A 14,518-nucleotide genomic window follows, 5' to 3' on the forward strand; every position below is an offset into this window, starting at 1 on the left:
TGGCAACCAATGTTATTGGCTACTGCATCAATTCCACTGGGCGATCGGTTCCATTCTCCCGCACCCAGCGCGCCAGCAGCCGGATAGCCTCATGCACCTCTTCGTTCCAGCCGAAACCGGCGTTGAGCCGCAGGCAGTGGTCGTAGCGCCGGTCGGTGGCGAAAATGTGCCCCGGCGCGATGCCGATGCCCTGCTGCCGGGCGCGGGAAAACAGATCGCGCGACGAGCAACAGCCCGGCGGCAGCGTGACCCAGATGGCGTAGCCGCCTTCCGGTTGCGAGATCTGGGTGCCGGCCGGGAAGTAATGCAGCACCGCCTGACGCAGCCGGGCAACCTGACGCGCCAGTTCGCGGCGTAGTTTGCGCAGATGGGCGTCGTAACCGCCATTGCGCAACAGATCGGCCAGCGCTACCTGCGGCGTCAGCGACGTGCCCATGGTGGAGGTGAATTTGAGGGCGGCGAGTTTGCGCTGCCAGTGAGCGCTGCTGACCCAGCCGATGCGGATGCCGGGGCCGACCGTCTTGGAAAAGCCGTTGCAGAGCAGCACATTGGGGCTGAACGCGCGTAACGGAAACGGCCGTTGTTCGCCGAAAGCGGTATCGGCGAAGGTATCGTCTTCAATCAGCGCGATGCTGTACCGATCCGCCGCGTCGGCGATACGGCGCTTGTAGGTATCCGGCAAGGTGGTGCCGAGCGGATTGTTGATGTTGGTCAGTGAGATAAACGCGCTCACCTGACGCTGGCTGAACAGCGACTCCAGTTGGTCCACGTCCATATGCCCGCTGGCGTCCTGCCCGACTTCCACCACCCGCAATCCCAGATTGCGCAACATCTGCAGCAGCACGAAATAGCAGGGCGACTGCACCGCCACCGCGTCGCCGCTACGGGTCACCGCCCGCAACGACAGCGACAGCGCTTCGATGCAGCCGTTGGTGATCAGAATATCGTCGGGATGCAGGTGGCAGCCGTAATCCAACGCCCGACGGGCGATCTCTTCTTTTAGCGGCAAATAGCCGCTGCCCTTGACGTCGTTGCCCAGCATCATCGGATTGGTGTAACTGGCCTGACGGATGAGCCGCCCCATCTTTTTCAGCGGATAGAGCGCGTTATCGCCGTTAGCCAAATCGAGCCGCACCCGGCATTCGGTGCCGACCAGCGACAGGTGCAATTCGGTTTGTTCGTCGAGCACCGGCAGTGCGACCGGCTGCGGAACCGCCGTCATGGCGTTGCGGCGGCGCGTGTCGGCGACAAAAAAGCCGGATTTGGGTCGGGCGAGGGCGAAATGCTCATCTTCCAGCGTGCGCAGTACCTTCATCGCCGTGGTGGCGCTGGTGCCATGTTGCTGCGCCAGCGCCCGCACCGACGGGAGCCGGTGATGGGCAGGCAACGTGCCGCTCTGGATGGCCCGAATGAAGTGATCGGCAATCTGGCGGTAACGGGGGGTGTCTGACATCGGGAGGCCCTGAATTCAGCAGTGATGCCGACAGGTTACGTTGAAGCGTAGGCGACAGGCAATCCTGCCGTATCGCTAAACCAGCCAGCCCGCAGGCCAACGGGCTGGCCGGCTATCCTCAGGCGTTGGGATAGGCAAAAACGCGCAGACGATGGCCGTCCGGATCCAGCACCGTAAAGGTGTAGCCAAAGTCCACGGTGGTCGGTATCTGGACGACGGTCACGTCCTGTGCGGTCCAGCGGGCGTAGCAGGCATCGACCGCCGCCGGGTCCGGCAGACGGAAAGCCAGCTCGCTGGAAAAGCCCGGCTGGGCAACGGCGGGCTCTACGGTGTGTTTTGACCACAGCCCCAGCACCAGGTCGGCTTTCAGCGCAAACATCGCAAAAGTGGGAGATTGTTCTACCGGGGTCAGATCCAGCAGTTGACCGTAGAAACGGGCGCTGCGGGCCGGGTTATCAACGTAGAAAAGTACGTAATGGGCGTCTGTCATGATGCACTCCGATAAAGAGATAAGCAGGTGGTGTCCCGTATAAACGCGGGATGTCGCTTGGGTTCGAAAGTCCGGCTGTGTGCCGTATTCGTACCTTATCTCGCTCCGCTGACAGTTTTTGTCAGTAGCCTTCTTTGGGCAATCGGATACCTTGCTGCTCTCGCCATTGTTTGAACAGACGGCGTCGCGACACCGGGTAGGTTTCGGCTTCGACCGCAAAGGCGAGGATGCGGTCGGTGCGGAAGTGGCGGAACGCCTGACGCGTTTCGCACCAGGCGCCAAGAACCCGGACCTGTTCGAAATAACCCAGCACGAACGGCCAGATCAAGCGGGTTGAGGTATTGCCCTGCCCGTCCTGATAATGCAGCGTGACTTTGCGTCCGTCGCGGATTGCCTGACGCAGCGGTTGCAGGTCGACGCTATCGCGTGCCGTCAGGTTGGTCGGCGCCACCAGCAGCGTGGTGCCGTCCAGCGTGTCGCGCAGCGCATCGGGCAGCACGGCGGCGATCTTCATCAGTGCGCTTCTGGCGCCTTCCTGCAAACGAGGGTCCGCCTGTCTGGCCACCCAACGCGACCCCAGCACCAGCGCTTCAATCTCTTCTTCGGTAAACATCAGCGGCGGCAGGGTGAAACCCGGTTGCAGCACGTAGCCGAGTCCGGCTTCGCCGATAATCGGCGCGCCCTGGGATTGCAGCGTGGCGATATCGCGGTACAGCGTGCGCAGGCTGATGCCCAGTTTGTCCGCCAACTGCGGGCCGGGCACGGCGAAACGATGGCTTCTCAGCAATTGGATCAGGGTGAGCAGGCGTTGGGCGCGGGACATGCGTGATTTTCCCTCTTAAACCGGATGTGGCGGTTGTAACCGGATATCGTGAGTAACCGGATATCGTGATGGTATCCGGATATCGTGATTGTACACCGGCGCTCTGTATTACCTGTCATTGCGCGCAACTGTGTCTGTCGGCAGTACCGATTTACCAGTAGGTTAATCAGCAGGTGTGGTTCTTGAAGGCAGGAAAAAAATGACAATAAAAGATCAGTTGCTGGCGTTGTGCGTGGTGGTGGTGTGGGGCGTTAATTTTGTGGTGATGAAAATCGGCCTGCATGATATGCCGCCATTTCTGCTGGCCGGGCTGCGTTTTTTGCTGGTGGCGTTGCCCGCCATCCTGCTGGTGCCGCGTCCGGCGTTGCCGTGGCGCTGGCTGGCGGCGTATGGCATGACCATCAGTTTCGGGCAGTTCGCCTTTCTGTTCTGCGCCATCAAAATGGGGATGCCGGTGGGCATGGCGTCGCTGGTGATCCAGTCGCAGGCGTTCTTTACCCTGATGCTGGGCGCATGGTGGTTGAAAGAACGGCTGCAGTGGAATCAATGGTTGGGGATTCTGGTAGCGGCGCTGGGCATGGTGGTGCTGGCCGAGAGCAATACGGCCAACGCGTCGCAGCCGGGCATGACGTTGACCACGCTGTTGCTGACGCTGGCGGCGGCGGCTTCCTGGGCCTGTGGCAATATCTGCAACAAGCAGATTATGCGCCGTCACACGGTGAACGCCATGTCGCTGGTGGTCTGGAGCGCTCTGATTCCGGTTGGTCCGTTCCTGCTGTGTTCCTGGCTGTTCGAAGGCGGAGACACGATAGTCGCCAGCCTGACGTCTATTCGTTTGTCCACCGTGCTGGCGTTGATGTATCTGTCGTTTATTTCCACCCTGATTGGATACGCCATCTGGGGCAACCTGCTGTCGCGTTATGAAACCTGGCGGGTGGCGCCGCTGTCGCTGCTGGTGCCGGTGGTCGGCATCCTGAGCGCGGCGTTGTTGCTGGGCGAAAATCTGTCGACCGGGCAGCTACTGGGAGCGCTGCTGGTCATGCTGGGGCTGCTGGTCAATGTGTTCGGCGCGCGGCTATGGTCGTTGCGGGCGGCGCGTCAGCCCTAATTTTGGTGATAAAGGCCGGTTCCTCCGGCCTTGTCCCGTTGCGGGGCGCAAATGCCGTCAGAGGCAGGGACTGGCAAAAATAAAGGCAGATAGCCTGGAGGAGTAGGGTTACCGCGATTATTTAATTTATTTTAACAATTTGGTGAATATTTAATCATGGATTTCAGGTGAGCACTGCGCTATCTTCACGTTGGTCTATTTATTATCCGATACCAATCCATTAATTTCTTCTGTGATTACCCGTAGATTAACTATCTATATAGTGAAATTTCAGTCGGGTGAATTATGTTTTTTCAAGCAGTTAGAGAGAGGGGGTTTTACTTACGGATTATTTGTTTATTTTTCTGGAGTAATTTACCTTCGTCACAAATATCGGTATAAGACTAATCCGAAAAGATTGTTTTTTGCGCTGTTGCCCAGCGTCATATTCGCCGTCACCCTTTTCCAGGGAAATGTCAGTTAGATGAAAAGTTATGATGATATGCAGCGCTTTAAGGACAAAGCCCAGATAAAAGATATTAATTTCAGGGACATGTCCGGCCAGGTATTGCAATCTGAAACCGTAGTCTGGCCGATTATGAAACAGCTGTTGCGCAATCAGACCGGTGATGACGACACGCTATCTGGCGCGCAACCGGTGAGTATTGCGCAGCCTGTGCCGGTGAGCCAACACGTCTTGTCCGCGCCTGCGGCGTCTTCATCGTCGTCCCGCCGCGTAGCGCCACCATCTAGCTTGAGCGCTGCTCCTTCCGGGGGCAATCAGCACTCTCTGTTTAACGCTATTGCCGCATCGTTGCCGCCTGCTGAGGCGGTCTCGGTTCCTGTGCCGCAACCGGCGGCGCCGGCGCCACAAGCGGCGGTCCTGTCGATGGAAACGGCGCAGCCTGAAGCGGCGCGCCGACATCTGCTGGCGTCTGCACCGGCGGTGAGCGAGGCCAGCGTTGCATCCGACGCCGGCCGGTTCCGCCAGTTATTCAGTAGCCACCGCCATGATGAAATTCATTCGGTATCCAAAACCATGTTGTTGAAACCCTTGCTGGAGAAAATTGCGTTATGCCGTTAGTTTGTGTTTGTTCTCCGAAAGGTGGCGTCGGCAAAACCACTATGGCGGCTAATCTGGCATATGCGCTGGCCCGCGGGGGCAGCAAGGTGCTGGCGATTGATTTTGATGTGCAGAACGCGCTGCGCCTGCATTTTGGCGTACCGCTCGGCGATGAGCGCGGTTATGTCGCTAAATCCGACGAAACGGCGGACTGGAGCCAGTCCATCCTGACCACCGACGATAATATTTTCGTGCTGCCTTACGGCAACGTCACCGAAGATCAACGGCTGGCGTTTGAGCATAATCTGGCAAGCGATCCGCTGTTTCTCAAGCGTGGCCTCAGCACGGTGATGAACTACCCGGGATTGGTGATCGTGGCGGATTTTCCGCCCGGACCGAGTCCGGCGCTGAAAGCCATGACCGACCTGGCCGACCTGCACCTGATGGTGATGATGGCGGATACCGCGTCGTTGTCGCTGATGCCGTATATCGAAGACAACAAACTGACCGGTCAGCGTCTGAACCGAAAAAAAGGTTACTACCTGCTGCTGAATCAGACGGATAACCGCCGTGCTATCAGCAGCCAGGTTTCGTCGTTTGTTCAGCAGCGTATGCCGGACAAACTGATTGGCAGCGTACACCGTGATGAGAGTGTCGCTGAAGCCAATGCCTCCCAACGCTCCATTTTTGATTTCAGCCCGGTCTCCGCCGCTGCGTTTGATATTGAGCTTATCGGAAAACGCGTTGCGGCTCTGCTGGATATCAGGATTGGCAACGGAGAAGTTCACGCCGATTTTCCAGCTTATCAGGCTGTACCGGCCAGTTAAGCGCCGGTCTGCCTAGACTCGTACGAAATTGACATTATCTGGCTGGTTTTTTCAGCGCAAGGCATGCTCGCGCGGGCGTTTTCTATCCATTAAATATCAGGATAATCGATGAAAAAATCCTGTTTTTGGTTTTATTGTTGTTATTGCTACCGGCTGCGGCGGTGATTGTCATCACCCCGATGGACAGTGAAAAACAATATATATTCGGTCTGATCAGCATGGCGCTGATGTTTTTGCTGGGGCTGAGCAAGCGCCGGCAGGTGACGGTCGTACTGATAGTGCTGTCGATATTGACCTCGACACGCTATATATACTGGCGCGCAACGGAAACCCTGCATTTCAATTCTGAAATTGAAGCCATTCTTGGCATCGGGTTATTTATCGCCGAATTCTATGTCTGGGTGATTCTGCTATTGGGCTTTCTCCAGACTGCCTGGCCGCTGGAACGCGTTATTGAGCCGATGCCGGAAGACACCCAACTATGGCCGACGGTGGATGTGTATATCCCCACCTATAACGAAAGCCTGGATGTGGTGCGTGATACGGTGCTGGCCGCACAGTGTATCGACTACCCGCGCGAAAAAATAAAAGTCTATCTGCTGGATGACGGCAGGCGCAGCGAGTTTGCCGTGTTCGCCTCGCAGGCTGGTATCGGCTATATCACCCGCGATAACAACGCGCATGCCAAGGCCGGTAACCTCAATCACGCGCTTAAGCTGACTCAGGGCGAACTGATCTGCGTATTTGACTGCGACCACGTCGCCAAGCGCATCTTCCTGCAGGCCACGGTTGGCCCGTTCCTGTCGGACCCGAAGCTGGCGCTGTTGCAGACGCCGCACTACTTCTATTCGCCGGACCCGTTTGAGCGTAACCTGCGTGCGGCGCGCGACATGCCGAACGAAGGCGCGCTGTTCTACGGACCGGTGCAACAGGGCAATGACCTTTGGAACGCCGCCTTTTTCTGCGGCTCCTGCGCGGTGATTCGCCGTGCGGCGCTGGATGAGATCGGCGGTTTTGCGGTAGAAACCGTGACGGAAGACGCGCACACCGCCATCAAGATGCAGCGCAAAGGCTGGAAATCCGCTTTTCTGGCGATTCCGCTGGCGGCGGGCCTGGCGACCGAGCGACTGGTGCTGCACGTGATCCAGCGTACCCGCTGGGCGCGCGGCATGACGCAGATTTTCCGGATTGATAACCCGCTGCTGGGGCGCGGGCTGAGCTGGCAGCAGCGGCTGTGCTACCTCAACGCCATGCTGCATTTCCAGTTCGGCCTGCCGCGAGTGGTGTTCCTGACTGCGCCGCTGGCCTACCTGCTGTTCAACCTCAATATCATTCATGCCTCGGCGGCGATGATCTTTGCCTATGCGCTGCCGCATCTGGTGATATCGATGTACCTCAACTCGCGCATGAACGGGCGTTTCCGGTACAGCTTCTGGGGCGAGATTTACGAAACGGTGATGGCGTTCCATCTGGTGATCCCGACGCTGATTACCCTGTTTTCGCCGACGCGCGGCAAGTTCAACGTGACCGATAAAGGCGGCCTGTTGGACGAAGGCTTTTTTGATTTTCGCATCGTGCGCCCGCACATCGTTGCCGCGGTTTTGCTGGGGGCGGGCGTTCTGGCCGGCATTACCCGCATCGCGGCGCATGATTATTTCAACGTTGACCCCTATGTGATCGTGCTGAACGTGGTGTGGGCATTACTCAGTTTGCTGACCCTGCTGGCGGCGATTGCCGTGGCGCGGGAAACCAAACAAGTGCGCAAAACCATCCGCGTCGATGTGGACGTACCCGCGATCATCCATTACGCCAGCGGTATCGCGTCCCGCGCCACCACCATCAACCTGTCGATGGGCGGGGTGCAGCTCAAAGCGCCGGATCAGCGTCATAAAACCGATGAAATTGAGGCCGTTGAACTGTTGCTGCAATCCAGCGAAATCTGCCTGCCGGTGCAGTTGGTGGCGGCGGATGACGACATCATTCGCCTGCAATTCGTCGATATTCCGTTAGCCCAGCGCCGGGCGCTGGTGCGGGTGGTGTTGTCGCGCGCGGATGCCTGGATGAATCCGCCCTGGCCGCAGGACCGCCCTTTGCGTTCGTTGTGGGCGGTGGTTCGCACCGTTTGCGCGTTCTTCTGGATGAGTTTGCGGGGCCGCGGCAGGAAGGCGGACCTGAAGAAGGAGGACGTCGCAGCATGATGACGCCACGTTTTATGAAAGCGCTGTTGTCCCTGTGCGTGGGCGGCGTGTTGGCGCTGGGCGGCAACGGGGCGCTGGCCGCCGGCGATGCGGCGGATGCGCCGCTGCCCGCCATGCTCAGCCCCGGCGGCAGCAATCCACAGCCCGCTGCGACCGAACCTGCGCCTGTTACGGACTCCGCTGCGGCCCCGACCACGGCGCTGCCGGCGATGCCGCCGGTAACGTCGCCGCTGATGTCGCCGGCGACGCCGTCTGCGGTCACGCCAGCTGCGGCGCCGACGGCCTCGGATTTTCCTGCGCCGCCGTCGCTGACCACGCCTTCCATGCTGTTGCCGGCGCCCGTCGGCGATCAGACGGCGGCGGGTTACCAGCCGCTGGCCAGCAGCGTCTCCGTGGCGCAGATGGGGCAAATTCATGGGATTACGCTGGCGGGCGGTCAGGCGCAGGCCGGGGTGATTTTCACCCTGCCCGGCGATCAGGTGGTGACCAACGCGCGTCTGGATCTGGCGCTACGAGTGTCGCCCGAACTGGCGGCGCTCAATACGTCGATGCAGCTGATGCTGAACGGTCAGCCGCTGGGCACCGTGCCGCTCAACGCCGCCACCGGCGACAGTACCCTGTTTCAGCTGGATATTCCCGCCGCGATGGTGGTGTCCAGCAACAACCTGAGCTTTCGCATCAATGACGCCGATCGCCTGCTGTGCGAACGCGACAGCGCGACCCGCTACAACCTGACGATTTTGCCGACCACCACCCTGAATCTGGAAGGTCAGCAGCTTGATATCGGTACCCGGCTGGAGAATTTCCCGCGTCCGTTTATCGACCCGTTGCAGATGACGCCCGCCACCGTGCCGATGGTATTTCCGGCCGATGTCACCCCCGAGCAGGTCAGTGCGGCATCGCTGGTGGCCTCCTGGCTGGGGATGCGTATGGACGGCTACGGCGTGACTTTCCCGGTAATACGCGATGCGTTGCCCGAGAAGAGCGGCATGGTGTTTGGCCGCCCTGGGGACAAAGTGGGCACGCTGACGCTGCCGGACGTTACCGGCCCCACGCTGCAACTGATTGATAACCCGGTAAACCCGGTTTACAAACTGATGCTGGTCGTGGGCAAGGATGACGAACAGTTGCGACAGGCGGCGTACCGTCTGGTCAGCCAGCCGTTGACTGGCGATGCTTCAACCCTGTCGGTGGCGCAGCAGACCATACCGTTCCGCCGCGCCTATGACGCGCCGCGCTGGATCAACACCGACCGGCCGGTACGGCTGAGCGAACTGTTGCGCAACGATCAAAGCATGACGGTCAGCGGGCTGTGGCATGAGGCGTTGCGCATCAACTTCCGCGCCGCGCCGGATCTGTTCCTGTGGGACGGCGACACCATTCCGGTGAAAGTCGACTACCGCTTCCCGTCGGAAAGCTGGATTGATGAAAGCCGCTCATACCTGAACGTGATGCTCAACGGCACCTTCCTGCGCAACCTGACGGTGAACAAAGTCGGCGTGTTGCAGCAGCTGTGGCGCGAAATGGGCGGCGATACCCGTCAGGAAAACTATACGCTGAAGGTCGAGCCGTACCTGATTTACGGCTACAACCAGTTCCAGCTCTATTTCAACATTCGCGCCAAGGATGATGCGCCCTGCAGCGTGCTGCTCAACAACAACATCAAGAGCCAGATTGCCGACAGCGCGTCGATCGATCTGAGCCGGACGCGCCATTTCACCCTGCTGCCGAATCTCTCCTATTTCGTGGGCGTGGCGTTTCCGTTTACCCGTCAGGCGGATTACGCCCAGACGGTGATGCTGCTACCGGAAAAACCCACCAACGCCGAAATCGGCCTGTTGTTGGATCTGGCCGGACGCGCCAGCGACGCCACCGGCGTGAGTCTCAACCACAACCGTGTGATGTTCGGCCTGCCGGCCAACGCGGCGGATCGCCAGAAGCTCGAAAATAGCGACGTGCTGGCGGTCACCACGCTGCCGCAGGCCGCGTTCAATCAGAACCTGCTGTCTGGCTCGCCCTACACGGTGAACGACCATACCTTCGGCGTCAGAGCGCCGGGCGCGTGGGAGCGCGCGCGAACCCTGTTGACCGGCGATTGGGACCGCGCGCCGCTGGATGCGGACCGCTATTTCTCGTCCAACGAGGCCTGGCGCGGTTTCCTCAGCTACCGGTCGCCGTGGAACCCCGAGCGAGTGGTGGTGGTTGCCACCGGCAGCGGCGACGAACAGTTATTGCGGTTGTATGGCGACCTGAACTCGCCGAACATCAACGCCGCGGTGCGGGGCGATACCGCCATCATCACCGATGAAAACGGCGTGCGCAGTTTCCGGGTCGGGCCGCAGTTCCCCAGCGGCGAAATGCCCTGGTACATGATGATTGTCTGGTACGCCAATCAGCACTCGGTGTTGCTGGCGCTAGCGGCGTTGCTGCTGGCGGCGGTCGTGGGGCTTAGTCTGGCGTCGATCCTCCGGCGGCTGGCGGAGAAAAGGCTGTCGACCCGACGCGATGCGGGTTTAGATAAAAAATAAGCGAGCCACCTATGAAGATGACGACATTAACAGCCCGCATCCGTCAGTCACTGTCTCTCACCGGGGTGGTGGTCGGCGGCGTGCTATCGGCCTCCGCGCTGGCGGCGCAGACGAATCCGGCGCTGCAGGCGCTGTTTGAGCAGGCGGATTACTGGCATCAGCGCTCTCACGACGATCTTGCCCGCGACGCGCTGCAGAAAATTCTGCGGGTGGATGCCAACAACCCGCGCGCGCTTTACCTGATGGCGCTGTATGCCCAGAACAGCGGCGACAGCGCCGAAGCGGCCAAATGGCGCGAACGCTTGAGCACGGCATCGCCGCAGGACCCGCTGTTGCAGGCGCTGGACAACGCTCGCCAGGCCGCGACCATTCCGCAGGCGCAACTGGCGCTGGCGCGTCAGCAGGCGCGCAGCGGCAATATCAGCGCCTCGCTGCAAACCTGGCGCAATCTGTTCAGCGGCACCCAGCCGCCCGCCGGCATCGCGGCGGAATACTATCTGACCATGGCGGGCGACCGCACGCTGCTGCCGCAGGCGATTGATCACCTGCGTGAATTTGCGGCGGCGCATCCGCAGGACACCAATGCCGCCGTGGCGCTCGGCAAGGCGCTGACCTATCAGGAACCGACCCGCCGCGAAGGGGTGCAGATCCTGAGCGGGCTGGCGTCCGGCAGCGCCGATGCCGATCAGGCGATGCGGCAGGCGCTGCTGTGGCTGGGACCGAAAGCGGACGACGCGCCGTTCTATCAGCTCTACCAGCAGCGGCACCCGCAGGACACGGCGGTGATGGACTATTACCGCAAGAATGTGGGCGGCAGCGAGAAAGACAAAGGGTTTACCGCACTCAACAGCGGCGATCTGTCCAGCGCGCAAACTGCGTTCAGTCAGGTGCTGCAGGCTAACCCGGAAGACGCGGATGCGCTGGCGGGGATGGGGTATGCCGCCCAGCGACGCGGCGATTTTGCCGCTGCGGCATCCTATCTGGATCGAGCGGCCCGGCAAGGCGGCGAAAACAGCACGCAGCGCCAGCAGCAGGCGGAAGACGCTCGTTTCTACGCCCAACTGGCGAATGCCCAGCAGGCGATGAAGAGCGGCAATACGGCGCAGGCGCTGACCCTGAGCGAACCGCTGGCGCAGGCCGGCGGCGACAAAGGGCTGACGGCGAAACTGTTCCGGGCTGACGTGCTGCGCCGCACCAACAACTTCCCGCAGGCGGAACGGTTATATCGCGAGGTTCTGCAAACCGATGTCGATAATCGCAACGCCAAAGAAGGGCTGTATTACGTACTGCGCGAGCAAAACCGCGCCGATGAGGCCAATACGCTGTTCGCGGCCTTGCCGGAGAGCGTGCGGCGCAGCATGGCGCCGCGCCCGGTCGCGACCAGCGCGCCGGTGCGCAATGAAGCTAAACAGGCGCTGGCGACGGGCGATACCGTCCGCGCCATCGGCCTGTTGCAGCAGGGCATGGCGCGTTTCCCGAACGATGGCTGGCTGAAGCTCGATCTGGCGCGGATTTACCAGCAGCAGGGTAATACGGCTGCCGCCACCTCGTTGATGCAGCCGCTGTTCCGCGCTGGCGCCAGTGCGGACGACCTGTACGCCGCGGCGTTGTTCGCCAGTGAAAATAACGCCTGGCAGCAGGCCAGCACGCTGCTGTCGCGCATTCCGCCGCGTAACCAGAATGAAGATACCCGGAGCCTGGCGCAGCGGGTCAATTTCAATCTGCAGATGGCGACCGCCCAGGTTTATCTGTCGCGGGGCGAAAACGCCGCGGCGGCTAACACCCTGCGGGCGTTGTCGGTGGCGCCGCCGGAAAATCCGGCTGACGCGGGCAAACTGGCCCAGTCGCTGGCGGCTGCCGGCGATACCGCCGCGGCGGTGGCGGTGGTGCGCAACAACATGCAACGCGGCGTGCAGGGCAACGCCGGCGATTACGCCGATCAGGTTGGGGTGTTGAATCAGGCCGGACTGAGCGATGAAGCGCGGTCGTGGCTGAGTCGCCCGGAACTGGTGGCGCGCAGCAGCACGACGCAGTTGGATGGATTGCGTACCGGTTTCGTGGTGCGCGAGGCCGATCGCCTGCGCGAAAACCAGCAGTATGCGCAGGCTTACGACAAGCTGGCCCGTGCGTTGCAGCGCGATCCGAAAAATACCGATCTAATGTTCGCTATGGCCCGGCTATACCAGTCCGGCAAAATGAACAAAGAGGCGGCGGACGTTTACGACTACCTGTTGTTGCACGATAACCCAACGCAGGACGCGCGCGTCGGCGCCATTAATGTGGCGCTGGAACGTCACGACCCTAAAAAGGCGCATGCGCTGTCAACAGGCTTGCAGGGCGAGCAGACGCCGGAACGGCTGCTGCTGCTGGCTCGGATCGCGGATGCCGAAGGCAACCGCGATCAGGCGCTGGCTTACCTGAAAACCGCCCGCTCGAAAGCGGTGGGGCTGGAAGGCGCTGCGCCAGGCAACGCGCCCGCGATCGGCGGACTGGCGATGACGGACAACCCGTTCATCGATCGTTCGACGCCGGCGGCTACCCGTGTCGCCAACAGTTCTTCCACTTATGGCAGCGTGATGCCGTGGCAGCAGCGTAACGGTGTCGCCAGTGGCGACACCGCGGTGGTGGTGGCCGGAGCCACCACCACACAACAACAGGCTGCTACGCTGACCCAGATTAACGGCATGATGGACGATCTGGAGCGGGATACCGGCGGCTGGGTACAGTCCGGAGTGCAGATTCGCGGTCGTGATGGCGAGTCGGGCCTCAGTCGGTTGACTGAAGCCAAAGTACCATTGACCTGGTCGAGTGGATCGTTTGGGGATGCGCGGATCAATTTTAGCGTCACGCCGATGTCGCTCAGTGCGGGCAGCGCCAGCGGTGATGCTTATCGACGATATGGTGCAGGGGCCGGGGCTGTGGCTGTGCAGAATATGGTTGATACGGTGAATGCTGAAATTCTTAACATGCGGTCGCAGCTTGCGAGCGGTAATGCTTCAGCGTTGGCCACGTTGCTAAGCAGCCAGGGTATCAATCCCTCCACTGTTAACACCATTAATTTTGATACATTGAACCCGTTAACCAAGCAGGGACAGGACAATCTGGCATTACTGAATGGCAACTCGGCGATTAAAAATTACCTGCTTGCATCGTCGAATAAGCCAAATGTCAATACGGCGAGTTCCAGCGCTACCGACTCGCAAAAAGCGTCTGGGGTTGAACTTAATCTGGGGCTTATCGGCAAAAACTATAAGCTCGATCTCGGCAGTACGCCGCTCGGTCAGGACCTGAATACGCTGGTGGGCGGTGTGCAGTGGTCGCCTAAGCTGACCGATTTCCTGACGTTGATCGTGACCGGCGAACGCCGTGCCGTTACCGATAGTCTGCTTTCTTATGTTGGCAGCAAGGAGGCTTTCAGCGGTAAAAGCTGGGGGCAGGTCACCAAAAACGGCGGCAATGTGTTGTTGAGCTATGACAACGGCGATGTCGGTTTCTATGGCGGAGGCGGTGCTTATAGCTACCTCGGCGAGAACGTGAAAAGCAACACTGGCGTGATGGCGAATGCCGGCGCCTATATTCGGCCGTTCCATGATCGCGACCGTGAGTTGAAAACCGGCGTCAACCTAAGCTGGATGAACTTCGCCAGTAACCTGAGCTACTACAGTTACGGCCAGGGGGGCTATTTCAGTCCGCAGAATTACGTGTCGGTATCGTTGCCGGTGGAATGGAGTCAGAAATACGACAACCTGAGCGTCAAGGCGGGCGTGGCTGTGGGTTATCAGTCTTATTCGCTTGATCGCAGCGATTATTTCCCTAACAACCCGGACTGGCAGGCGTTTCTGGATGATGCTGTGACTAACGGCTTCGCCAAAGAATCCCACTACGCAGGCGACAGCAAGAGCGGCATTGGCTATAACGTGCATGTCGGCGCGGATTATCGCGTTACCAAAGACGTGACCGTTGGCGGACAGATGGGCTATGACACCTTTGGCAACTATAACGAAACCACGGCCCAGCTCTATTTCCGCTACGGGCTCGGAGGCAAATAA

The 14,518-nt window shown here is 60.1% G+C and carries 9 protein-coding genes; 6 read left to right on the top strand and 3 right to left on the bottom strand.

Annotated elements, in window-relative coordinates:
• Positions 1-19 precede the first annotated feature (19 nt).
• From DXXMK7_RS00655 to DXXMK7_RS00665, 3 genes are all read right to left on the bottom strand, one after another.
• A complete protein-coding gene (locus tag DXXMK7_RS00655) occupies positions 20-1,453 on the bottom strand; it encodes a PLP-dependent aminotransferase family protein (RefSeq protein ID WP_038917413.1) in 1,434 nt (477 codons plus the stop codon).
• A 118-nt stretch (positions 1,454-1,571) separates the two neighbouring features.
• Positions 1,572-1,943, bottom strand: a complete 372-nt coding sequence (locus DXXMK7_RS00660; protein WP_038917414.1) for a VOC family protein — start codon at positions 1,941-1,943, stop codon at positions 1,572-1,574.
• Positions 1,944-2,064: 121 nt separating this feature from the next.
• On the bottom strand, positions 2,065-2,766 hold the full coding sequence (locus DXXMK7_RS00665; RefSeq protein WP_038917415.1) for a YafY family protein: 702 nt from the start codon (positions 2,764-2,766) through the stop codon (positions 2,065-2,067).
• A gap of 199 nt (positions 2,767-2,965) precedes the next feature.
• Between DXXMK7_RS00665 and DXXMK7_RS00670 the strand changes: the two genes are divergently transcribed.
• The 6 genes from DXXMK7_RS00670 to DXXMK7_RS00695 all read left to right on the top strand — a co-directional run bounded on the left by DXXMK7_RS00670 (position 2,966) and on the right by DXXMK7_RS00695 (position 14,518).
• Positions 2,966-3,874 (top strand): EamA family transporter, encoded by a 909-nt coding sequence (locus tag DXXMK7_RS00670; RefSeq protein WP_038917417.1) that lies wholly within the window; start codon positions 2,966-2,968, stop codon positions 3,872-3,874.
• Positions 3,875-4,337: 463 nt separating this feature from the next.
• A complete protein-coding gene (bcsO, locus tag DXXMK7_RS00675) occupies positions 4,338-4,937 on the top strand; it encodes a cellulose biosynthesis protein BcsO (RefSeq protein WP_038917418.1) in 600 nt (199 codons plus the stop codon).
• Complete coding sequence (bcsQ, locus tag DXXMK7_RS00680; protein WP_038664349.1) at positions 4,928-5,743, top strand: cellulose biosynthesis protein BcsQ; 816 nt, start codon at positions 4,928-4,930, stop codon at positions 5,741-5,743. Before bcsO ends, bcsQ begins: the two co-directional genes overlap by 10 nt.
• A gap of 104 nt (positions 5,744-5,847) precedes the next feature.
• Positions 5,848-7,941: a UDP-forming cellulose synthase catalytic subunit gene (bcsA, locus tag DXXMK7_RS00685; protein ID WP_084682745.1), complete on the top strand. Its 2,094-nt coding sequence runs from the start codon at positions 5,848-5,850 to the stop codon at positions 7,939-7,941.
• The gene (gene bcsB, locus DXXMK7_RS00690; protein WP_038917419.1) at positions 7,938-10,469 is read left to right on the top strand and encodes a cellulose biosynthesis cyclic di-GMP-binding regulatory protein BcsB; all 2,532 of its coding nucleotides are present in this window, start codon (positions 7,938-7,940) and stop codon (positions 10,467-10,469) included. Before bcsA ends, bcsB begins: the two co-directional genes overlap by 4 nt.
• Positions 10,470-10,480: 11 nt before the next feature.
• Positions 10,481-14,518, top strand: a complete 4,038-nt coding sequence (locus DXXMK7_RS00695; RefSeq protein ID WP_049842578.1) for a cellulose biosynthesis protein BcsC — start codon at positions 10,481-10,483, stop codon at positions 14,516-14,518.

Source organism: Dickeya sp. MK7, assembly GCF_000406305.1.
GTDB classification, from domain to species: Bacteria; Pseudomonadota; Gammaproteobacteria; order Enterobacterales; family Enterobacteriaceae; genus Dickeya; species Dickeya fangzhongdai.

Excerpts from the sequence above, each read along its gene's own strand:
- DXXMK7_RS00655 (WP_038917413.1), bottom strand. The coding sequence starts at position 1,453 with ATGTCAGACACCCCCCGTTACCGCCAGATTGCCGATCACTTCATTCGG.
- DXXMK7_RS00660 (WP_038917414.1), bottom strand. The coding sequence starts at position 1,943 with ATGACAGACGCCCATTACGTACTTTTCTACGTTGATAACCCGGCCCGC.
- DXXMK7_RS00665 (WP_038917415.1), bottom strand. The coding sequence starts at position 2,766 with ATGTCCCGCGCCCAACGCCTGCTCACCCTGATCCAATTGCTGAGAAGC.
- DXXMK7_RS00670 (WP_038917417.1), top strand. The coding sequence starts at position 2,966 with ATGACAATAAAAGATCAGTTGCTGGCGTTGTGCGTGGTGGTGGTGTGG.
- bcsO (WP_038917418.1), top strand. The coding sequence starts at position 4,338 with ATGAAAAGTTATGATGATATGCAGCGCTTTAAGGACAAAGCCCAGATA.
- bcsQ (WP_038664349.1), top strand. The coding sequence starts at position 4,928 with ATGCCGTTAGTTTGTGTTTGTTCTCCGAAAGGTGGCGTCGGCAAAACC.
- bcsB (WP_038917419.1), top strand. The coding sequence starts at position 7,938 with ATGATGACGCCACGTTTTATGAAAGCGCTGTTGTCCCTGTGCGTGGGC.
- DXXMK7_RS00695 (WP_049842578.1), top strand. The coding sequence starts at position 10,481 with ATGAAGATGACGACATTAACAGCCCGCATCCGTCAGTCACTGTCTCTC.